This is a genomic window from Vagococcus entomophilus (assembly GCF_003987595.1).
Taxonomy (GTDB): domain Bacteria; phylum Bacillota; class Bacilli; order Lactobacillales; family Vagococcaceae; genus Vagococcus_E; species Vagococcus_E entomophilus.
In genome coordinates this window covers 269,832-290,396 of record NZ_NGJZ01000002.1, presented here as the reverse complement: position 1 = coordinate 290,396, position 20,565 = coordinate 269,832, and the positions used below count along the sequence as shown (strand labels likewise).

The 20,565-nt window shown below is 36.4% G+C and carries 20 protein-coding genes; 3 read left to right on the top strand and 17 right to left on the bottom strand.

Annotated features, from left to right (window positions below):
* Window positions 1-11 precede the first annotated feature (11 nt).
* From CBF30_RS11830 to CBF30_RS07360, 5 genes are all read right to left on the bottom strand, one after another.
* Window positions 12-182 carry a hypothetical protein gene (locus CBF30_RS11830; protein ID WP_245975040.1) on the bottom strand — a complete coding sequence of 57 codons (171 nt, stop codon included), beginning with the start codon at window positions 180-182 and terminating at the stop codon, window positions 12-14.
* An 84-nt stretch (window positions 183-266) separates the two neighbouring features.
* Window positions 267-857 carry an MgtC/SapB family protein gene (locus tag CBF30_RS07375; RefSeq protein WP_126824516.1) on the bottom strand — a complete coding sequence of 197 codons (591 nt, stop codon included), beginning with the start codon at window positions 855-857 and terminating at the stop codon, window positions 267-269.
* Between the two features lie 146 nt (window positions 858-1,003).
* Complete coding sequence (locus CBF30_RS07370) at window positions 1,004-2,893, bottom strand: heavy metal translocating P-type ATPase (RefSeq protein ID WP_126824513.1); 1,890 nt, start codon at window positions 2,891-2,893, stop codon at window positions 1,004-1,006.
* A 168-nt stretch (window positions 2,894-3,061) separates the two neighbouring features.
* A complete protein-coding gene (locus CBF30_RS07365; RefSeq protein ID WP_126824510.1) occupies window positions 3,062-4,492 on the bottom strand; it encodes a 6-phospho-beta-glucosidase in 1,431 nt (476 codons plus the stop codon).
* A gap of 20 nt (window positions 4,493-4,512) precedes the next feature.
* Window positions 4,513-6,387 (bottom strand): beta-glucoside-specific PTS transporter subunit IIABC, encoded by a 1,875-nt coding sequence (locus CBF30_RS07360; RefSeq protein ID WP_126824507.1) that lies wholly within the window; start codon window positions 6,385-6,387, stop codon window positions 4,513-4,515.
* Window positions 6,388-6,523: 136 nt separating this feature from the next.
* On the opposite strand from CBF30_RS07360, the gene CBF30_RS07355 reads away from it, so the two are divergent.
* Window positions 6,524-7,231: a GntR family transcriptional regulator gene (locus tag CBF30_RS07355; protein WP_126824504.1), complete on the top strand. Its 708-nt coding sequence runs from the start codon at window positions 6,524-6,526 to the stop codon at window positions 7,229-7,231.
* Window positions 7,232-7,305: 74 nt separating this feature from the next.
* Here the strand turns inward: CBF30_RS07355 and CBF30_RS07350 are convergent, their stop codons facing one another.
* The 5 genes from CBF30_RS07350 to CBF30_RS07330 form a co-directional block, all read right to left on the bottom strand.
* A complete protein-coding gene (locus CBF30_RS07350) occupies window positions 7,306-7,611 on the bottom strand; it encodes a hypothetical protein (RefSeq protein WP_126824501.1) in 306 nt (101 codons plus the stop codon).
* Between the two features lie 37 nt (window positions 7,612-7,648).
* Window positions 7,649-8,170 (bottom strand): hypothetical protein, encoded by a 522-nt coding sequence (locus tag CBF30_RS07345; protein ID WP_126824498.1) that lies wholly within the window; start codon window positions 8,168-8,170, stop codon window positions 7,649-7,651.
* 114 nt (window positions 8,171-8,284) lie between these two features.
* Complete coding sequence (locus CBF30_RS07340) at window positions 8,285-9,352, bottom strand: HAMP domain-containing sensor histidine kinase (RefSeq protein WP_126824495.1); 1,068 nt, start codon at window positions 9,350-9,352, stop codon at window positions 8,285-8,287.
* A complete protein-coding gene (locus CBF30_RS07335; RefSeq protein WP_126824491.1) occupies window positions 9,349-10,020 on the bottom strand; it encodes a response regulator transcription factor in 672 nt (223 codons plus the stop codon). The genes CBF30_RS07340 and CBF30_RS07335 overlap by 4 nt, the downstream gene beginning before the upstream one ends.
* 219 nt (window positions 10,021-10,239) lie before the next feature.
* On the bottom strand, window positions 10,240-11,547 hold the full coding sequence (locus tag CBF30_RS07330; protein WP_126824488.1) for a hypothetical protein: 1,308 nt from the start codon (window positions 11,545-11,547) through the stop codon (window positions 10,240-10,242).
* Window positions 11,548-12,098: 551 nt separating this feature from the next.
* Between CBF30_RS07330 and CBF30_RS07325 the strand changes: the two genes are divergently transcribed.
* Window positions 12,099-12,977, top strand: a complete 879-nt coding sequence (locus tag CBF30_RS07325; RefSeq protein ID WP_126824485.1) for a CHAP domain-containing protein — start codon at window positions 12,099-12,101, stop codon at window positions 12,975-12,977.
* Between the two features lie 421 nt (window positions 12,978-13,398).
* Here the strand turns inward: CBF30_RS07325 and CBF30_RS07320 are convergent, their stop codons facing one another.
* From CBF30_RS07320 to CBF30_RS07290, 7 genes are all read right to left on the bottom strand, one after another.
* Window positions 13,399-14,043, bottom strand: coding sequence for a hypothetical protein (locus CBF30_RS07320; protein WP_126824482.1), 645 nt, complete (start codon window positions 14,041-14,043; stop codon window positions 13,399-13,401).
* 121 nt (window positions 14,044-14,164) lie between these two features.
* Window positions 14,165-14,866 carry a hypothetical protein gene (locus CBF30_RS07315; protein WP_126824479.1) on the bottom strand — a complete coding sequence of 234 codons (702 nt, stop codon included), beginning with the start codon at window positions 14,864-14,866 and terminating at the stop codon, window positions 14,165-14,167.
* Complete coding sequence (locus CBF30_RS07310) at window positions 14,863-16,266, bottom strand: HAMP domain-containing sensor histidine kinase (RefSeq protein WP_126824476.1); 1,404 nt, start codon at window positions 16,264-16,266, stop codon at window positions 14,863-14,865. Before CBF30_RS07310 ends, CBF30_RS07315 begins: the two co-directional genes overlap by 4 nt.
* Window positions 16,263-16,922 (bottom strand): response regulator transcription factor, encoded by a 660-nt coding sequence (locus CBF30_RS07305; RefSeq protein WP_126824473.1) that lies wholly within the window; start codon window positions 16,920-16,922, stop codon window positions 16,263-16,265. Before CBF30_RS07305 ends, CBF30_RS07310 begins: the two co-directional genes overlap by 4 nt.
* Complete coding sequence (locus tag CBF30_RS07300) at window positions 16,922-18,025, bottom strand: LCP family protein (RefSeq protein WP_126824470.1); 1,104 nt, start codon at window positions 18,023-18,025, stop codon at window positions 16,922-16,924. The genes CBF30_RS07305 and CBF30_RS07300 overlap by 1 nt, the downstream gene beginning before the upstream one ends.
* Before the next feature lie 27 nt (window positions 18,026-18,052).
* Window positions 18,053-18,706, bottom strand: coding sequence for an SGNH/GDSL hydrolase family protein (locus tag CBF30_RS07295; protein ID WP_126824467.1), 654 nt, complete (start codon window positions 18,704-18,706; stop codon window positions 18,053-18,055).
* Window positions 18,690-19,793 carry an acyltransferase family protein gene (locus tag CBF30_RS07290; RefSeq protein ID WP_170168973.1) on the bottom strand — a complete coding sequence of 368 codons (1,104 nt, stop codon included), beginning with the start codon at window positions 19,791-19,793 and terminating at the stop codon, window positions 18,690-18,692. The genes CBF30_RS07295 and CBF30_RS07290 overlap by 17 nt, the downstream gene beginning before the upstream one ends.
* A gap of 227 nt (window positions 19,794-20,020) precedes the next feature.
* Here CBF30_RS07290 and CBF30_RS07285 point away from each other — a divergent pair, with 227 nt between their 5' ends.
* A complete protein-coding gene (locus CBF30_RS07285) occupies window positions 20,021-20,542 on the top strand; it encodes a GNAT family N-acetyltransferase (RefSeq protein WP_126824461.1) in 522 nt (173 codons plus the stop codon).
* The last annotated feature ends 23 nt before the right edge of the window (window positions 20,543-20,565 follow it).

The following is a 20,565-nucleotide window of genomic DNA, read 5'->3' as shown; positions in this document are numbered from 1 at the left end:
TTCCAATCCTCTTATTTTTTGGTATCTTTCTCTTTGCTACTTTGTATCAAAGCATCCTTTATTTTATCTTTTTCGTCATATAATTTTTTACCCAATCCAAGCAACACACCACTTGTTAATAACTTAGAGATAATGCCGCCTTTGCTCTTTTCTTTGTGATGTCCTCCTAAATGATGTCCCATCATTATCTCCTCCAGATTCTTATTTTTTATGATTCCCCTCTATGACAGCTAGATGGGAAATTTATCTTTAATAATTCATAGTGGTTATAACGTTTCAATGACGACAGATTTTATTTTTCCTTGGTTCATAAAATAAGCGTGTAAGTTCGATTTCCAAAAATCTTCCTTGCTGTAATAAGTAAGCTTAACCACTTGTTTGTTTTTAAAGTTTTCTACTATAAAACTGACTATCTGCTCTTCTTTCCCAAGCAGGCTTTCACTCTTTTCGTATAATGGTGAAGTAACCGTTTGTTGCTCTTCGGTATTACTCAAAAGAAGAGTCAAGCTTATTTTTTTCCTATTATTTTTTCTTTTAACTTGCGCTACTACCAAAATAACCATCGTGGCACCTAGATTGACAAACGCAATAGTTAAAAAACCCATTCCGATGACAAGGCCAATAACCGTGACATTCCACATCATCACTGCTGTTGTTAATCCCGAAACTTTTCTCTCTTTAAAAACAATAATCCCGGCTCCCAAAAATCCTACTCCACTAATCACTTGCGCCCCGTATCGTGTAATATCAACTGAAATAATAGAGGAGAGAGTATTATTTTGTTTCACAATATCGACCAAAATATCAATTGATTGAATCTGTAAAATGGAAATGGTACAAGCCGCTAAACATAGGATGGCATTACTACTGACACCAAAATCTTTTTTTTTATACTTCTTTCTAACCCAATTACTGAGCCAAAGACTAAGGCTAGGAACATTCGCAGTACAATATCATTTAATGAAATTTCAATCATTTTTAATGAAGTCATTTTGATACACCTCTAGCGTCTTGAATTATTAGTTTTTAGTTTAGCCAATAGCCGTAATCCATTAAAGATAACCACTAGTGTACTTCCTTCATGGATTAAAACACTAAACGAAATGTTGGAGATTCCAAAAAAGTTCAATAAAATCAATATTCCTACGACGGACATCGAAAAGATAATGTTCTGTTGAACAATTTGATTGAGACGCTTTGAGACTTGGTGCGCATAGCTTAGTTTTTCCAAATCATTTTGCATGATTACTACATCTGCCACATCGATTGCAACGTCCGTTCCATCTCCCATTGCCACACCTATATCTGCTTTAACCAGTGCTGGTGCGTCGTTGATCCCGTCTCCAACCATTCCGACGATTCCATTTTCTCTTTTCAATTGATCGATTATTTGGGATTTTTCTTCTGGCAAGACATTCGCAAATACTTGTTCTACCCCTACGATTTTTCCAACTGCTTCTCCAGTTAATTTGGCATCTCCAGTAATCATCGTGGTACGGATGCCTTGATTTTTAAAATAGCTCATCGCATCGATAGACTCTTTTCTAGGAACATCCATCAAGGCTACCCAGCCAATAATCTGATCATTCTTGGCAAAATAGACAACCGTTTTCCCTTCGTTTGACAATTGTTTCGTTTTTTCCTCTACTTCTTGTGGGACAACGGCAAAGCTTGACGGCTTGCCAATACGAAAGCTAGCATCTGAGAATTGGGTAACTAAGCCCACACCAATCACATTTTCTACCTCTAAATTCAGCTCCTTCATTTGATCTTCAAATTTATCTAAAATGGCCCGCGCTAAAGGATGATTCGATTTTTTTTCCATATTGACTAAAATATCAAGTAGTTCTGCTTTACTTTCCGGTAAGTCATTTACAAGATAATAGTCTGTAACTTTGGGTTTCCCTTGCGTCAGTGTCCCCGTCTTGTCAAATGCTAACGCTTTAATATCTGCTAAGTTGGCTAAATAAGCGCCCCCTTTAAAAAGTACCCCTTGTTTGGCTAAATTGGAAATACCTGAAAGTGTTGCTGGAACCGCACTTGCTGCAAGCGCACATGGTGAAGCAGAAATCAAAAATACTAATCCTCGATAAAAACTTTGGGCAAGTGGCAATTGCGAAACAAAGAAACTAAATAAGACAACTAAAGGAAATGCTATTAAAACCGCTTTAACATATTTTGGTTCAAACCGTTTGATTTTACTTGCAATCTCTGATTGGTTTTCTTGAGACTGCTTAACTAATTGAATAATCTTGGCAAATACTGTTTCACTACTGTCTTTTGTTACTTCCACCACAATTGTTCCCGTACCATTGATCGTGCTACCAAAAACAAGATCCCCTTGTTTTTTTTCTTTAGGCACGCTTTCTCCGTTGATTGAAGACTCATCCACTGAGGTGCTTCCTTCTAATATTGCCCCATCAGTTGGAATTTGGTCCCCATTTAATACCTGAATCCGATCACCAATTTTAAGCTCTTCTACGGGGACAATCTTTATTTGGTTCCCTACTACCAAACGGGCTTGCGTTGGATTCAAATTTAGCAGTTTGGTAATTTCTCTTTGGCTTTTTCCTTGTGCATAATCTTCTAAAAAATGGGCAGCTGCAAATATTAAAATAAGTAACGCGGCCTCTTCAAAGCTTCCAATTAACGCCGAGCCCAATGCAGCTAAAGTCATTAGTAAGTGAATATTAGGCGTGAACTTTCGATTTCTTTTGGTATCTTGATAGGTATCCTCAAACCCTTCTCCAATAATATGATATCCAGCTAATAGACCGGAAATTACAAAGAAAATACTACTTATTAGTTGACTGTTCCCTTGTAAGATTCCCATTATAAAAAGTACAAACCCTGAAAAAAATAATACCACCGAAATATTTAGTTTTTTTTTCATTTTTCCTCGCCACCTGTCATTTATTCACCATTCATATGAATGTATGTTCATATTATAATATAAAGTGGAGTATTTGTAAACCGCTACTGGCTAAATCGTTTCTAAAAAAGATAAAAACCAACCTGTGTTAGCGTTGGTCTTTATCTTTTTGGTTATTTTCCTTCTTATTTATACCGATTCCCCATTACTCTCAATTACTTGTTGATACCAATCAAAGGAATCTTTTTTGTATCTCTTCATCGAACCTTTGCCTTCATTGTCTCGATCAACATAAATCATCCCATACCTTTTTTTCATTTCGCCAGTTGTAAAGGATACTAAATCAATAATCCCCCAAGGTGTGTACCCCATCAACTCTACACCGTCATAATCGACCGCTTTCATGAAGGATTCAATATGTTTGCTCAAATAATCGATCCGATTTTGATCGTGAATTTGATGATTTTCTTCTAAAACATCGATTGCACCAAACCCATTTTCAACAATAAACAAAGGAAGCTGATAGCGATCATACAAGCGATTCAGCGCATAACGCAAGCCTTCTGGATCAATCGCCCAACCCCAGTCACTTGTTTCAATGTAAGGATTGTCTACACTATTAGAAAGACCTCCATTTACCACATCTCCCAGGTTATCTTGCTCCTTATCTGCTTTGACAACCGTTGACATGTAGTAGCTAAACCCAATATAATCAACAGTACCTTGTTTTAAAATCTGTAAATCCTCCTCTTGAATCTCTAGTTGATATCCTTCGCGCTCAAATTCTTTGAGCGCATAATTCGGATAAACACCTCTCACGTGAATATCCGCAAAGAAAAAACGCTGATGCATAGCTTCTTCAGCTGCCATAATATCTTTAGGATTGCAAGAATAAGGATAAATTGGGACATGCGAAACCATACAACCAATTTGAAAATCAGGATTGATTTTCTTCCCAATGATGACTGCTTTAGCACTAGCCACCAACTCATTATGGGCAACTTGATACATGACTTCTTTAGGACGCTCTCCCTCTTTTACGAGCACGCCAGAGTTGGTCCACAAGAAAATGGGATTATTCGTATCCATTTGATTGTTGATTTCATTAAAAGTCATCCAATATTTCACTTTGTCCTTGTAACGCATAAAGCACGTTTCAGCAAACTTCGCAAAGAAATCAATGACTTTGCGATTTCTAAAACCTCCATACTCCTTTGCCAAGTGCAATGGCATCTCAAAGTGAGACAGGGTAATGACAGGTTCGATTCCATGCGTCAACAGTTCATCAAATAAATCATCATAAAACTGAAGTCCAGCTTCATTAGGTGTCGCCTCATCACCGTTTGGAAAGATGCGTGTCCAAGCAATTGATGTACGCAAACATTTAAGCCCCATTTCTGCAAACAAAGCAACATCTTCCTTGTAACGGTGATAAAAGTCAATTGCTTCTTGGTTGGGATAAAATTTATCTTTTTCGATAGTTTCTGTAATTTCTCTTGGAACCCCGTGCGCACCTGCGGTCATCACATCAATCACACTTGGTCCTTTTCCATCTGCATTCCATCCACCTTCAAATTGGTGAGCAGCTAATGCGCCTCCCCATAAAAAGTCCTTTTTCATCTTTTTTTCCTCCTTACATTTTAATTGATTTTGATAATCGGATTTCCTTGCATCACATGTCGACTTTCTACTGTTTTTACAGATGAGTACGCAGCGCTATTTAAGACAATAACGGGCGTATAAGTCGCACATCCTGCTTTTTTTATGGCCTCTAAATCAACTTCCATTAGCAAATCTCCTTGTTTTACGGTTTGTTCTTGCTCCACAAAGTAGGTAAAAGGTTCACCTGCTAATTTTACTGTGTCCAATCCAATATGGATCAAAAGTTCTACTCCCTTAGTAGATGTCAAACCAATCGCATGCTTCGACTCTACTAAAGTGGTCACTACACCATCGAAAGGCGCATAAACTTTATTAGCTTCCGGTAAGATAGCTAGCCCATTTCCCATCGCACCACTGGCAAATACTTCATCCGGCACTTCATTTAACGGCACAACTTCTCCTTGAATCGGTGCAACAATTTCTGTCGCTTCTTGACTGGGCGCAGAAATTTCTCCACCCAATTCTTTTTTAATTTCATGGTCTTCTGTTGGTGTTTCGCCAAATCCAAAAATTTGAACAAGAGTAACGGAGCCAATAATCGCAATCGCACAGCCAATGACTAGTCCGATAAAAGAAGTTGGAACTTTATCACTGATTCCGTTTACAATTGTAAGTAAACTTGGCAAACCTGCGTAAGCAAAATAATATGGTTGGAAAAAGCTAGCCACGACCGCTCCGATTGCACCTGAAATGCAGCCGAATATAAAAGGCTTTTTAAAGCGTAAAGTTACACCATAAATCGCTGGTTCTGTAATTCCAAAAATTCCCGTAATAAATGCCGACATGGAAACACCCTTGAGCTCTTTACTTTTCGCTTTTAAAAATACGCCTAGAACAGCTCCGACTTGTGCAACGACCGCGATTGTTTGAAAGGCTTGGAATGAATCACGACCATACATTTCAAAATTAGCAAGTACGACTGGCGTAATGCCCCAATGAACACCAAAGATAACCACTACTTGCCAAAATCCACCAATCAAAGCGCCTGCCAAAGGAGGTGCGACTTTCACTAGTGCATTGTATCCGTTTGCAATCGCACTCGCAGCGATAGATGAAACCGGTCCTAAAATAAGAATTGTCAACGGAACCATCACTACAATACAAATAAGTGGTGTAAGTAATGGTTTAATCACACCTGGTAGTCTTTTTGAGACAAATTTCTCTAGGTAAGAAAGGAGCCAAACCAAAATAAGTGGTGGCAACACTGTCGAAGTATACGTTGTTTGCGTCAACGGGATACCAAAAAAGTTCATGCCCTGGCCAGAGGCAATTTTTCCTGCCATCGTTGCCCAGTCTGGTGATACTAGTGCAGCACAACAGGCAACGGCGATATACGTATTAACCTTGAAATACTTCGAAGCAGTTATTGCAATAAAAATTGGTAAAAAAGTAAACGGAGCCCAAGAGATAAAGCTAAACACTTGATACGTGTCCGTCGCTGAAAAGGTTGGATTAACCAGATTAATTAAAATTAAAATTCCTTGTAGAATCCCAGAAGCTGCTAATATATAGACAAACGGAGCAAAAACCGCAGACATAGTCGCAATAATTCGATTTGCAATGCTCCCTTTTGGCTCTTTGTCTTCCCCATCTGTCCTTACATTTGCAAGTCCAATGAAAGACTCATACACTTCCCCAACATGTGGGCCAATCACAATTTGAAATTGTCCATTATTTTCCACAACTGTGATTACTCCGGCCATTGCAGAAATTTTTGTTTTCGCATCTTTTGGCGTTTCTTTTAACACTAAACGAAGCCTTGTGGCACATCGGGTAACGCTTACAATATTTTCCTCACCAATAACGGATAATATATCTTTTGATAATTGCGTGTAATCTCTTACTTTACTCATGCGAACCCTCCTAATTTTTCTAAATTATTTATTGTATACACTCATTATAATTGTGCATTCACAATTTGTCAATAGCGCTTACATTTTTATTTTTTTGTGCTACAATAGGGGTAACTTAAGCCTAGGAGGGATTAACGTGCTAAAATATAACGAAATTGCCACTGAAATCGAACAGGATATCCTTCAAAGAAATTTAAAACAAGGAACCAAACTCCCGAAATTTGAGGAGCTGATTGCACGCTATAAAGTTAGTAAAAGCACCATTGTTAAAGCTTTAGCCATTTTAGAAAGCCGTGGCGTTATTTATCAAGTACAAGGAAGCGGAGTATTTGTCCGTAGAAGAAAAAAATATGGTTACATTAATATGCTTGAAAATCAAGGATTCACTTCTGATTTAGAAGAATTCAAAATTACTACCAAAGTGCTTGGAGTGGAAAAAATCTTTCCCACAGAAGAAATTGCTGAATACCTCAATTGTGCGCCGGGCGATTCTCTCTTCCATGTTCAACGAATTCGGTATATCAATGCACAGGCCTTGTGCATCGAAGAATCTTTTTTTAAAAGTAGTATTGTCCCCTATTTAAATGAAGAAATTGCGAATGAATCGATTTTTAATTACTTGAAATCGGCCTTAAAATTAAAAATTGGTTTCTCTGACAAATACTTGCACGTCATAAAAATGAAAGAAGCTGAAAGCAAACTACTTGAAATTGAGACTGGCTCTCCTGGCCTTTTTGTTGAAGAACTTTTTTATTTAAATTCTGGAGAACCCTTTGATTTTTCTAAAACCACCTATCATCACGAACACTCACAGTTTTTCCTTCAAAGTAGCAATTTGAAATGAAAAAGCACACTAGCAGACGGCGACCAATACAAATTGGACAAACCTTTTTCTGCTAGGTGCTTTTATTTTTTACGTTAGACCATAAAGACCTCTTGAACAAGCAAACTGTGGGGGAGTTCTATCAGATAATGCTCCTTACCTTGTTTTGATATCAAGAAACGCTCCACCTGATGGGTCAAATTGCACCAGATATTCTTTTCTCCTGCTGCAAGGGTTTCGCGATCAATGAATGTATAGGAACGGCAGTACCGACTATCTTCTTGATCACCTAAGCGTAACAAAATTTTTTTACAACCTTGAGGAATTTTGATGACAAACTGGTTAAGTTTTTTGACTTTTTGAATGGCTTCTTTGCCCTCGATTTTTTTTAATAGCTGCATCCTTTATGTCCCCTTTCTTTTCGTCACACATTTTCGCTTAATCCGTTAGTAATCGATTCCCTTGTTCTGTAATTTCATACAATTCATCGTACTTTTGATCAATAAGCGGGGTGATTTGCTTCGTTTTGTCTGCTTCTACTTTTTTAAAAGTAAAATACGGAAGAATCCAGCCAATGAATCCCGGTATCGCAAGCAATACCATCAAAAAGTGATTACCTGCCTCTACAGCAAATACGGATCCAGCAATAAACGCGGTCCCTAAAACGCCAATTGAGAACGCCACAATCATCGCTAAACTTTGCTTCTTATTTTCCAGCTTTTGAATTTCTTCCACAATTGCATCAAATTGACGTTGTAATCTTGTTAATTCTGCCTTATTACGTATTTTCCGATTTCTTTTAAACTTCATTTCAACGGAATCTACTGGATGCGCAGGCGTATGACTGCTATCCAGTTTCCAGCCAAAATTTTCATATCCATCGATAATCATAGAGGACACTCTCTTTTGAACTTTCTTGTCCTTATATTCGTAACCGATAAATTGATCTTTTGGGGTCATTTCATTTCCTCCTCTATTTTATTTGTTTCAGTTTACTAAAATAATATTTTAAAATCTTTGCCAAAATGTTGCTACTCTATGAAAATTTTCGTCTCTCAGTTAGCAAACAAAAAATTAATTCAAATACGCATTCAAACAAACAGTAAAAGTTGTCCCTTGATCCAACTTACTTTCGACTTTTAGGGTTCCATCCATCATATCTACAACACGTGCTACCAACGCCATCCCTAATCCATTACCATCTTTGGAATGTGATGTATCTCCCTGGTAAAATTTTTCGAAAATTCTCTTTCTAGTTGCTTCGTCCATACCCATGCCGCTATCTTTGACTTCAACAATGATTTGGTTGTCCGTTGAGTACTGTTTTATGGCAATGCTTCCTTCCTCGGGGGTAAACTTCACCGCATTACTTAACAGATTGCGCCAGATGATTTCAATCAAGTGCTCATCCGCTCGAATAAATGCGCAATCCTCTATTTCAGCTTCAATAGTCAACTTTTTCTTAGTAAACAACGAGTCAAATGAGAGAATACATTCTGTCAATTGTTCACATACATTATATGGCTCAGCAGGTAAAATAATCCCTTGATTTTCAAGCTTATTTAAACTTAAAATGTTGGTGACTAGACTGCTTAAGTTTTGAGAAGCTTGAATAATGGTTTGAAGATATTCTTGTTTCATTTTTTCATCTACTTGAGTACTTTGTAAGGCAGTCGCATAATTTTGGATAATTGATAATGGCGTTTTAATTTCATGAGATACATTCGATACAAAATCTGTTTTCAGCGTTTCCAGTGAGCCCAATTCTTTGACCATCCGATTAAAATCAGCAAACATTTGATCGATATAATCTGCCTTGTCAATTGTATGAACAGGTTTTAAGTAAACTGAAAAATCGCCTTCTGCTACTTTTTTTGTTGCATCACTTAATTGGTTCAGTGGCTTGTCAAACGTACGATACTTCTCAAAAGCTGTATAAGCACAAAAAAGTGCTGTCATAATAGCCCAGTACAGCAAATACCACCCTAAATACTTGCCAGCAATCTCAAAAATGCCTGTATCGTAGCCATACATTATAGCTGGTAGTGCGGAAAAAATCACAAGACAGGTAAAAAATAAGATAAACTCTACCCAAGAAAAACGGCTAATTTTCCGGTTTTTCTTGCGCTTCTTAAGACTCACTGGATCACCGCCTTGTAGCCTAAACCATGCACAGTTACAATACTAAATTCTTCTACTTGAGAGAATTTATCTCTTAGTTTCGTAATGTAGACGTCTACTGCCCTCAAGCTTGCAGTACTATCTAAGTCCCAAAATTCATCCATCAACTGTGCTCTTGAAAAGGCATGATTGGGATGGGCTAATAATTTATACAAAATATTAAATTCTCGCACCGTAACAGATATGTCAGTTCCATTCCAAGTAGCAGATATGGCTTCTGCATCTAAAACCAATTTCCCAAGCTCAATCTTTTTTTCGTTCACAATATTCGCTCTACGAATGAGTGCTTCAATCCTTAATGTTAATTCTTCCAAATCTACTGGTTTTACCATGTAGTCATCAATCCCTGCTTGATAGCCTTTTTGTTTGGCAGAAATATCATCTCGAGCAGACATAAATAAAATGGGGATACTTGGGTTGATCTTCCGCACCGTTTTGGCAAATTCAAAACCGTCTATATTGGGCATCATGATATCTGAAATGATGAGATCGTAGTGTTCATTATACATTGCTTCATAAGCATCGTTAGCCTGTGTACATCCTTTAGACTGATAGCCTTGCATACTCAAGAATGCTGTCACAATTTGATTGAGCGCAATATCATCTTCTAAAACTAATAGTTTAATCATCTCGTATTCTCCTTTTAGGCTTTCACTTTCAAAAAACATCTAGTTTAATTGCCCATAGTGTAGCATCTTTCCGATGTTCGTTCAAACCTTAGTTGTCAGCATACTCGCCCAATATTGATAGAATACTTTCAAAGTATTGCTAAAATGTTAATAGATAAAAATGAAAGAGGGCTTTTTTAGTTTTGGACAGGAGGAATACTGCTAGTTGTTCGGTGCCTTTTACTCATTACTAGCTATTTTTTGAATGTCATCTTTAGGTGTTTTGACTTTTCTTGTTGATTCAATTGTATATTCAATGGCGTACTTTTCTAACTGATCAAAAAAAGCCTGTATGTACTCTTGCTGCTCAAAACTTTGCATAATGTCTAAATAAAATTCCTTTTCTACGGCAAGCATCTCGATGGAGACGCCTCTAGTTCCACTGCTATACGTATGAATACTCTCAATATATGGTTCTGCCTCTTTCAGTTCCATCCGTCCAACATAACTTAAGATAAAGGTATCTGTAAGTAAGGTATCAAAAAAAGATAGTGCTTCTTGCTTTTGCTTGAAGCTTGGCAATTTATCTAATTGATCACTCAAAGAACGAACTTTTTTTAATTCATTCCGCAAGTTTTCTGGCTGTTTAAATGCCTGTAATTTTTCTCTGCTTTTTTGTGCATACTGCTTAGGCGCACAATTTTTTCCATTATAGGGCAACTGTAAGCTGCTGACACAGTTGCGGTGCGTTCGTTCAAGTACCGGAGAGGCCCCTCTTAAGTCTGAAACCAAGTTACAAACTACCGCCAAATCTTCCTCATCGACTAACTTTTGTGCCCAAATTGCTTTTGAAAACAGATAACTCATACTAATCGCAGGTGTTGCCCCAATCTGTTTTCCAAATGACAATAGGGAATCGGCATTAATCCTTACTTTCGTCAAGCAACTCTCCTTAACACGCTCTTTTTGAGCACGTGCTTCTGGCAATGAATAGCCTTTTTTTGTAATCGTAGGTAATTGATTGTTCGTTGTTGCCAAAAGTTCGATATTTCCTGGCTCTAATGTTTCAAATTCTGCTTTTTGGTCGTTCGATCTTTCCCTTAAAATTTGCTCGACATCTTGCGTACAAAGACCGATGTAATAGCGGGTTAGTCCCCTAATAAACGGAAGAATTCCCCGTCCATCACACAAGCCATGATGAAAGTCGACATAAATCGTCTGCTCTTGGTAGTGTACATCTAATAAATGTCCCCCTGTAGCGGATCCACCAAGCGGTAAGCAAGCTGCACTATTTCGAATCCAAAACGGAACGGTATTTTCCACCAAATAAAAGTCTCCTTGCCTTTCGACAAATTTTTGGGTCAAATACGGATACCACGCTATCACTTGGGCAAAAGCTTGCTGAAGTAATACGCCACTAATTTTTTGCTTCAAATTAATCTCAAACACCATACTTTCAAACCCATCTTTTCGGTAAAGAAACGATTGTCCGGTTCTTATCTTTTCGCTTTTTATTTTTTCATTTGTTACTTTATTTAAATTGGCCATTTTCTCCACTCCATTTCGTTGTCTTTAGGACCTTATCTTATCCAATATCTGTTACTGAACTACTGTTAAAATGTTGCCATTTGATTAATAGTCACTATTATGCTTATAAGTCGAAAAATAAAGTTGGACAAGCAAAAAAACAGCAAACTTTCCTCTTAAGAATAAGTCATTCTCGCTTAAAGTGAAATGTTGCTGTTTTAATTTATTTAATACTCTATATGACTTTGAGATAGAGCTAGCTGGTTTGTCCAACTAACTTTCTCTTTTTTGAGCTTTTAAGAAGATTTCATCCACTATGAATCGCTCTGACACTTTTTTTTGGATAAAGACTATCTTTTGAATCTAAGGAGAAAAATTGCGTACTGATTGCTGTTAAATCGTACAACTTTGCAAAATGCATAAAAGGATTAGTAGCACAGAATCTAATCAAACATTTAACATTAAAAATAAAAGAGAAATTCATGTGGAATTAAATAAAACGCTTGTTTTGTATACGCTTTCAAGTATAATTAGGGTTGTTCACAATAATAAAAATCGAAGAGGTGTTCACTATGTTAAAGAGGAAATTATTACTATTTACCGCTTTTATCGTCACATTGTTCATTCCACTAGCATTTATTCACACAAATCAAGCTTTTGCCCAGTCTATTGATCCCCTCTCAAATAAAAAAATGAGTTTCATTTCAAGCAAACAAACCGCTCATATCAATGGGGTTTATAATGTGAGTAGTTTAGAGCAACAATCGAATGGAAATTGGTATGTGGTGGATAACAGCATTGCAATTGCACCAATCGACTATAATAATTATATCCCAGTGGGTCCGTTAACAACAACTGACAAAACGGGCAAACCGTTAGCTGATCAAACATTACATAAAGGTTCTTATTTTATTTTTGGGAAAAGCGAATTTGCAGTTACTTATCTTGATGATACTAACGTTTGCTTAACCATTGGTGGGGAACCAGTTTGGCTTAGTCGAAAAGCTTTGGGTAATAGATTGGTGATTTCTGATACTCCAACACCAGACCCAGATCCAGACTTAGCAAAAATCAAAGAAGCAGGTATTAATGGCTTTAATACTGGTGGTTGGAGCTATCCAGCACAGCAATGTACAAGTTTTGTTGCTGGAATTTTAGCTTACAAAGGCATTAGCATTGACCAATTCAACTATTTAGGAAACGGTTCAGATTGGGCTGCAAATGCTAAGGCACGGGGGATCAAAGTGGATATGACTCCGGTAGCTGGAGCTGTCGTTTCGTTCAAAGGAGTTCCTCCTTACTATACTCCTCCATATGGTCATGTCGCTTACATAACTGCTGTTAATTCAAATGGAACTTTCCATATTTATGAAGGAAACTGGTCAGGAACTTCATTCCACGAACGAGATGTTTCTATGGATGATGCGGTTGCTGGAATTGTTCATTTCTAACTATTAAACAAATTTTTTACTTAGATGGCATCCGCTAAAATTAAAGACAAAATTTCGTGTTATTGAAATTTTGTCTTTTTTATTGCTCAATTCATAGTATCTCTTCAACCTTCTAGATTCATAAAGAAGGCTTACGTTCATCATAATAAAAAGGAGCATTACTACTTGGTATACTTTCAATTATTCTACCTGGCCTCTTAAGACAAGTTGAAATAGACTCAGCTTTTTTCTTTTTCCCAGATAGCTTACCTCCTTATCATAACAAAATAGTTAAATTATAATGTTAACTATCATTTTCATCAATTTTTTTTGTACTTCATTTTACATAACAATGATGAGAAATAAAAAAAGCCGTGGCGATTCACGACTTTCTTCAAAGTTTATTTTTTATTACCAAAACCAGACTCCTGCCAGTCTAGTGCTATTGACTTTTGTGCTGTTGTTGGCTCGTTAGAGGTTTCGGTTCTGGCTTGTGTTCTGGTTCTTCTTTACGTTTTTCGCACATCATCCACAGTCCAATTCCTAGCGTTATTCCTCCAAATAAAAAGCCAGATATAGCGTTATATCCATTGTAAGGCTTCGTTTCTGCAAAAGAGAGAATAGCAGCTTGTGTTAAAACAAGTCCTACAAGTGCAGAGGACAAATTCAATAACTTAACAGCCTTCATTAGTAAATCATTCTTTTTTCGTGCTTTAATAATACCGTAAATGCTTACGCCAATTTCCCCAAATGTAATCGTGGCGATAGTGATGGCACTGATATTAGTGTAACGTACGGTTTGGTTGAGAAAAAACAATTTAAACGTGTATGCGAGGTATAGAAGACTCGCTAAAAATATCAGTCCACCAATCCTTTTATAATAATACTGTGCCCCATGTTTTTTTTTATCCATCATCCCAATAACGCTCTGATGCTTTCCTATTCCTACAACGACTGTATACAATGCATTAATCCCTAGAAAGATGGAAAAAGAAAAGAATGCCACACCCATTTTTACCGCTGCCATAGCGTAACTTCCGACAGATGACCATTTTAATCTTACCATTTGATTTCGGAAATCTAACAATTCTGCCTCCTCCTCGTTGCACATTGCTACAAACTGTTTGTACTAATTGTTCTTAGTCTAACCATACACTGTTTTATAGATGTTAGCACGATATTGCGAAATTGTTAATTTCAAATACGTTCTATTCGTCATTTTCTAGTTGAGCTGCTATGGAGGTATAGTTCGTATCCTTAATAATTTTATAGATGACAGCATGCTTTTTTTCTTTATAAAAATAAATATTTTGTAAATCAGTTTCCTCCCACTTCTGCTCAGTAGTTTGCTGATTTTTAAGCTTAAAACCCAAGTAGTTCCCAAAGTTTTCAGCAACTTGTTGTGCTGTCAAGCTAGAATGCTGAATGGTTTCATACTCACTCAACATAATAACTTTTTCAGAAGCGTCCTCAATCTCGACAACTCCTGTTATTCCTTCCGCTGAAAAATCAACTAACCAAAATAATGCAGTTTTATTAAATTTTCCATCTTCCATATAAAAAGCATTGCTCCAAGAATAGACATTGACTTTAATGTCTATTCCTTTTACTTCTTTTAAAAATTCATTCACTTTTCTTTCTAACTGTTCTTTTAAAACTTTGTCTTGTTTTTTTATGTTTTGTGAAACATTTGTATTGAGTGTATTTTTATATTTTAACTGAATGGAAATTTTCTCGCTTAGGCTCAACATTTGACTTTGATTTTCTTCATGAATGGTCATTTTCCCAACCGATACCTCATTGAGTTTTTTCCAGGAATACCACTTGAAAACTTCTGTTGGCAAAATTAACCCCACTACTATTACAACGACTAAAAATAAAAGAGCGAGCCCATAATAAATTTTCTTCATATTTTTTTTCCTTCAAAAAATCGAATCACAACCGTCGTTCCCTGCCCTTCTTGACTGATAATCTGCCACTTTGCTTGATGAATTTCTGTGATTTTTTGGACAATTGAAAGCCCCAATCCAACATTCTTCCCTTCCCGAGATTTTTCCACTCGATAAAATGGTTCTCTGATTTTTTCCAACTCAACTGCAGGAATGCCACAGCCATTGTCTATTATTTCTATTTCATATCCCTTTTCCAATACTTTTCCATTGATTGTGATGTTGCCCGTTTCAACAGGTAAGAATTTCAAACTATTTGAGAGAACATTGGTCAATAAAATCTTGAGCAAATCATGATCTGCATAGATTTTTCCAGCTTCTAACGCAATTTGATATGAAGCCTTTTGTTGAAACATTCCTTTTAAAAAATTTTCTATATCTTCTTGTATCACAGCTGTACTCAATTCTTCTAATACCAATTTATTTTTTTCAAGCAATATCAACTCCAATAGCTTGTTGGACAAGCGATTAATCCGTCTTCCTTCTGATAAAATATAAAATAAAGCTTTTTCTGATTCCGCTTTATTCATCTTATTAATTTGAAGCATTTGCGCATATCCAATGACAGACGTAAGCGGTGTTCTTACCTCATGGGCAAAGCTGGCCATAAATTCTTCTTGTCTTTCTTTTGCTTGCTTCACATCATCGATTTTTTGTTCGAGCTTATCCGTCATTTCGTTAAAATCTTTGGCGAGTTGCCCAATTTCATCATTTGTTTTTACCTCGACCCGCTCATGAAATTTCCCACTAATAATACTTCGTGAAGTTTTTGAAAGACTACTGATTGTTCTTGTAAGTATCATGGAGCTTAAACCAATCAAGATTGCCCCTAGGCAAATAATGACCAAAAGTAATCTGTAATATCCGTTTATCAGCACTGCTTTACTTTTGAAAGTTTCTTCAACCGGATGATAGTTTTCAATGTAAAGCGATTCCTCTCGAAACTTAATCCGTGAAGCAACTACTACATAATGCACGGTTTGAACAACTAATTTTATTTTTTGCTCATCATAATTTTTGTCATACAAGGCTTTTTGGTTAGGGATATTCCTCACTTCTGTTGAAGCATATAGTAATTGTCCATTTTCATCTACAATCTTAAAAAGATAACCTGAAGATTGATTGATTACTTTTGCTACTTCTTTTATATTTCCATCAAAATTAAAGGAACTAAAGAGCGTATTACTTTGAAACTGGTTATTGATGAGTGAAATCAATGCCTTATTTTCATCTTGTGCTTTTTTCTTTTCACTTTGATAATTTTGATTGAAGACATAGACTAGTGCAATTGAACAGCTAATTGAAAAAATTAGCAGAATAATTGTAAAGGTCGACAAAAAAATCTTAAATGATAACCTCACCCGTCCCACTCCATTCGGTACCCGTACTTCGAAATTGTCACAATATATTTTTCCAAATGTGCTTTTTTTCGAAGCCTTTGAACGTGTAAATCTACCGTTCTAGAATCATCCAACTCTTCTTTTCCCCAAATTTTTTGATACAGATACTCCCTAGACAAGGCTATATTTTTGTTAATCATTAATATTTCTAAGAGATTAAATTCTTTGGGAGACAACCTAATTCTCTCCCCTTTAACAAAAACGGTATGCGCGCTCGCACTTAGCTCAATCTCTCCAAAAATCAGATGTTTTCTCGTCCCCTTTAATCTTCTAAGGACTGCCTCCACTCTTGCAAGTAACTCTACAATTTCAAAAGGTTTCGCAATATAATCATCTGCTCCTAGTTGAAGCCCTTTCACTTTATCTTGTAAACTGTCTTTTGCAGTTAAGAAGATGACTGGCAACTGAAACTCCTGAAAGTAGCGAATTAATTCATACCCATCTATTTTCGGTAACATAATATCTACAATCGCTAGATCAAATGCTTCCTGCTCGACTAAATCAGCAGCAACTTCACCATCAGCAGCAGGAATACACGTATATCCTACTGCTTCCAAACTTGATTTTACCAAATAATTAATTGATTCATTATCCTCCACTAATAAAATCCGGTCCATCAATAATTCCCTCCCCAATTATTATCGATCTTCGGTGTTTTTTCTGAGACAGTCCCATCTTCATTCGGTTCATAATTTTTTTGATCACGCTGATCAGACTTTTCCAAATCCAAATTAACTAATAGTTTGTGTCGAACATAGTCTAAACTATTTTTGTATAAATAAACCACGCTTTCCTGTTGTCCAAACATGGTATCTGCATTGCCTCCTTCCCATTTAAAGACTAAAGGCTCTAAGCTAATTTTTTTGTCAAATGTCATTTTAAACAAACTCATGATTTCGTTTGTTTTAATATTTGTCTTAAAGTGTCCATTTAATGAACTAAGTATTCGATCCATCTTGGGAATATTTTTTATATTGGCTACTTTTGCAATAATAGCTTGAACGATTTGTTGCTGTCTTTCTCCTCTTTTGATATCATCATCAACTTTTCTGATTCTTGAAAATACCAAAGCTTGCGCACCATTTAAATGTTGCGAGCCTTTTGGAATCAACAAATCTCCAGAATTTGGATCCTCTGAGCTAGCATAATTCGCGTAAATATCAAACGGTACATCAACTGTTATTCCACCTAACTCATCTACTAATTTAACCAATACATGAAAATCAACGGTCAAAAAATAGTCAATTGGCGTGTCGAGTAACTGATTGACCGTTTTAACCGCTAATTCATTGCCTCCTAACATGTACGCACTATTAATTTTAGCATACCCTTCCTTTTTTGTACTGTTAATATGCAAATAGGTATCTCTTGGAATCGAAACCGTTGTAATATCCACTTTACCCTCAGATTTTGTTGGATTCACGGAAGCCAAAATCATTGAATCTGTTCGACTTGAGCCAAGTCCTCGTTCATCTTTTTCATCGTCATCCAATCCCATAATCAGAACAGAGAACGCTTTTTTTTGCATACTAGATGCTTCTTTTTGATTGATTTGTTTTCCTACATTTAACTTAGTATATGATTTTTTTAAAACCTTATCCATTTCCTGATACGTATGCATGGCATAGCCAGTCCCTGCAACAAGTAAGCTTAATAAAATGAACAAAAATACTTTTTTACCTCTTTTTCTTTTTCGTTTCTGGTTTACACGTCTTCCCATACTCTCACTCCTCAATCTACTAATCTTTTATTGATCGATACTTTTTTTGATAAATGCTGCATAGCCTTTTCGTCCTTCCATATTTAAATGAATTTGATCTTCATAAAACCACTTGGGGTGCTTGCTGCCTTCACTTTTCCAGTCAATAATCGTCAAATTGTTATATTTTTTTCCCATTTCACTGATTGTTTCGTTGATACTTGTTTCCCATGTAGTAGTAGGGGCACAAAGATTAATCCAATAAACTTTTTTATCTTTTAATAAATCCATTTCTTCTACAAAAGTATCTTCGTCAAAAACCCCATTGGTTCCAAGACCGATAATAACTTTTTCCCCAACTTTCCCCTTCTTTAAAATCGCCTCAATACTAAACAGCTGTCTGGACTCTTTCGCATCTACTGTAATGCCAGGCATTTGGTCCATCATATCTTTTGCGGCACCTAGCATGACAGAATCCCCGATTGCTACCAAATGCTTATAAGACTTAGTGGAGTCATGATCTCCCCCAGTTTTATCATTGATATACTTCTCGTTGTCGTTTAGCGCCTGTTGGATTTTTGCTTGATCTCCTCCAAGTATATTACGTGGCGCACCAAAAATACCGTATATAAAAACTCCTGCTATGAAAATAACGATCACAAAGAATAACCTATTTTTTTTTCTTTTATTTTTGTATCTCATCAAAAAAAACTTCCTTTCTATTGCCATACCACTTTACTTGGGTCAAAATAGGTTCTTCCATATACTTATATGAATATGCCGCGCTGACTAGAATCAAGCATACTAATGGAACCGCCTCTAAAACCGTAATCTTCATTCCAAAAAAAGCTTTCCACAAAATTAAAATAGGGAAATGATACATGTACACCCCATAACTTCTTTTTCCTATCCATTTTAAGAAAGACTGATTCAATAAGCGATATGTGAAACTTTTGACATCTACTGCAAACAAAATGACGACTGCAAACAAGATACTGGTCAAAAATAAACCAATTCTGTAGGTCCATGGTGAGTTCTCGTTTGTAAAGAAAAATGCGACTAGCCCCAAAAAGAGCAAGGCAACTTGAAGATATTTTTCTTCCTTACTTTCCTTTGAAAAGCCACCTGTGTATAATTGATAATTTTCACCCATTAAACAACCTAATAAAATCGAAAAAATACGGGTATCTGTCCCGTAATATACTCTACTGGGATCTTCCCCCGGCTGATAAAGCATGAATAATAACGCAGCAGAAATTCCAATACCAATCCATACAATTCGATTGAATAAAAATCTTTCTCCCAAAATTTTCTTATACCCTAAAAAAAATATGGGCCATAAACAATAAAATTGCACTTCAATCGACAACGACCACAAATGCTTAAACGGTGAACTCAAGCCATTCGTTTGAAAGTAGGATACATTGTGCATAATTTGCCACCAGTTATTATATCCTAGAAAAAAACTAATTCCCTCAGAGCGGATGCCACCTAATAACTGCTTATCCACAAAAGTAAAAATACATACATTTGCAACAAAGAGTACCACCAGAACCGGATAAATTCTGCGGATACGTTTGGAATAAAAATCAGTAATCGTAAATGTACTTCTCGTCCAAGAAGCTTCACTTGTTAATGTAATCAAAAAACCAGACAAAACAAAAAATAAAGAGACTCCCAAAAATCCTCCTTTCACAAACTCTGGGTATAAATGATAGCCAATCACCATCAAAACAGCGATTCCTCTTAGTGAATCCAACGCTTCTAATTTTTTCCTTTTTTCTTTCATTTCCTCTTTTAAGTTCCTTTCTTCGTTTGCTAAATGAAGTATAAAAAAAAAATGCATCAAAAATGTAACGTCAAACACAGTCTTTTGATGCAGAAATAGCTACACGCTTATTTGCTGTATGATTAATCAAAGTCTAGGAAAAGGCTCGACAAAATATTTTTAGCCCCTATTTCTTGCCACTTTTATTTTATCTATAGTAAACTATAAAAAATAAAGGAGGGATTGCTTTGACAACCATCTATTTTCGGCAAGCACAACCACAAGATATCCCCGCTATGATGCATATCATCGACGAAGCAAAAGTTTTACTTGCAAAAGACAACAGCCCCCAGTGGCAAAACGGCTATCCTAATGAACAGGTTCTCGCTCAGGATATTAAGCAGGGGTTCGGCTATGTCTTAATTGTAGACAAACAGATTGTCGCAACAGCGGCCTTACAACAAACACCTGATGAAAATTATCAACACATCGAAGAGGGAAGTTGGCTAAAAGAGGAACAACCCTTTACAACTATTCACCGCATTGCACTTTCTTCTAATTATCGTGGTATGAGTCTCGCCACATTTTTTCTCTCGCACTTGATTAGTGAAAGTTATCGATTGGGTTTTCGGCAAGTACGCGCAGATACACATAGGATTAATCAGCGTATGAAACATCTCTTGGAGAAGAATGGCTTTCAATATCGTGGCATTATCTATGTCAAAGACTATGTCGATAATGCACGTGATGCCTATCAACTCTGCTTATAAAAAAAAGCCTAGGACATAACTGT

Coding starts and splice junctions, on each gene's coding strand:
- CBF30_RS07365 (WP_126824510.1), bottom strand. CDS start 4,492: ATGAAAAAGGACTTTTTATGGGGAGGCGCATTAGCTGCTCACCAATTT.
- CBF30_RS11830 (WP_245975040.1), bottom strand. CDS start 182: ATGGGACATCATTTAGGAGGACATCACAAAGAAAAGAGCAAAGGCGGC.
- CBF30_RS07315 (WP_126824479.1), bottom strand. CDS start 14,866: ATGAAGAAAATTTATTATGGGCTCGCTCTTTTATTTTTAGTCGTTGTA.
- CBF30_RS07305 (WP_126824473.1), bottom strand. CDS start 16,922: ATGGACCGGATTTTATTAGTGGAGGATAATGAATCAATTAATTATTTG.
- CBF30_RS07290 (WP_170168973.1), bottom strand. CDS start 19,793: ATGAAAGAAAAAAGGAAAAAATTAGAAGCGTTGGATTCACTAAGAGGA.
- CBF30_RS07330 (WP_126824488.1), bottom strand. CDS start 11,547: ATGGCCAATTTAAATAAAGTAACAAATGAAAAAATAAAAAGCGAAAAG.
- CBF30_RS07295 (WP_126824467.1), bottom strand. CDS start 18,706: ATGAGATACAAAAATAAAAGAAAAAAAAATAGGTTATTCTTTGTGATC.
- CBF30_RS07350 (WP_126824501.1), bottom strand. CDS start 7,611: ATGCAGCTATTAAAAAAAATCGAGGGCAAAGAAGCCATTCAAAAAGTC.
- CBF30_RS07325 (WP_126824485.1), top strand. CDS start 12,099: ATGTTAAAGAGGAAATTATTACTATTTACCGCTTTTATCGTCACATTG.
- CBF30_RS07300 (WP_126824470.1), bottom strand. CDS start 18,025: ATGGGAAGACGTGTAAACCAGAAACGAAAAAGAAAAAGAGGTAAAAAA.
- CBF30_RS07345 (WP_126824498.1), bottom strand. CDS start 8,170: ATGACCCCAAAAGATCAATTTATCGGTTACGAATATAAGGACAAGAAA.
- CBF30_RS07360 (WP_126824507.1), bottom strand. CDS start 6,387: ATGAGTAAAGTAAGAGATTACACGCAATTATCAAAAGATATATTATCC.
- CBF30_RS07335 (WP_126824491.1), bottom strand. CDS start 10,020: ATGATTAAACTATTAGTTTTAGAAGATGATATTGCGCTCAATCAAATT.
- CBF30_RS07370 (WP_126824513.1), bottom strand. CDS start 2,893: ATGAAAAAAAAACTAAATATTTCGGTGGTATTATTTTTTTCAGGGTTT.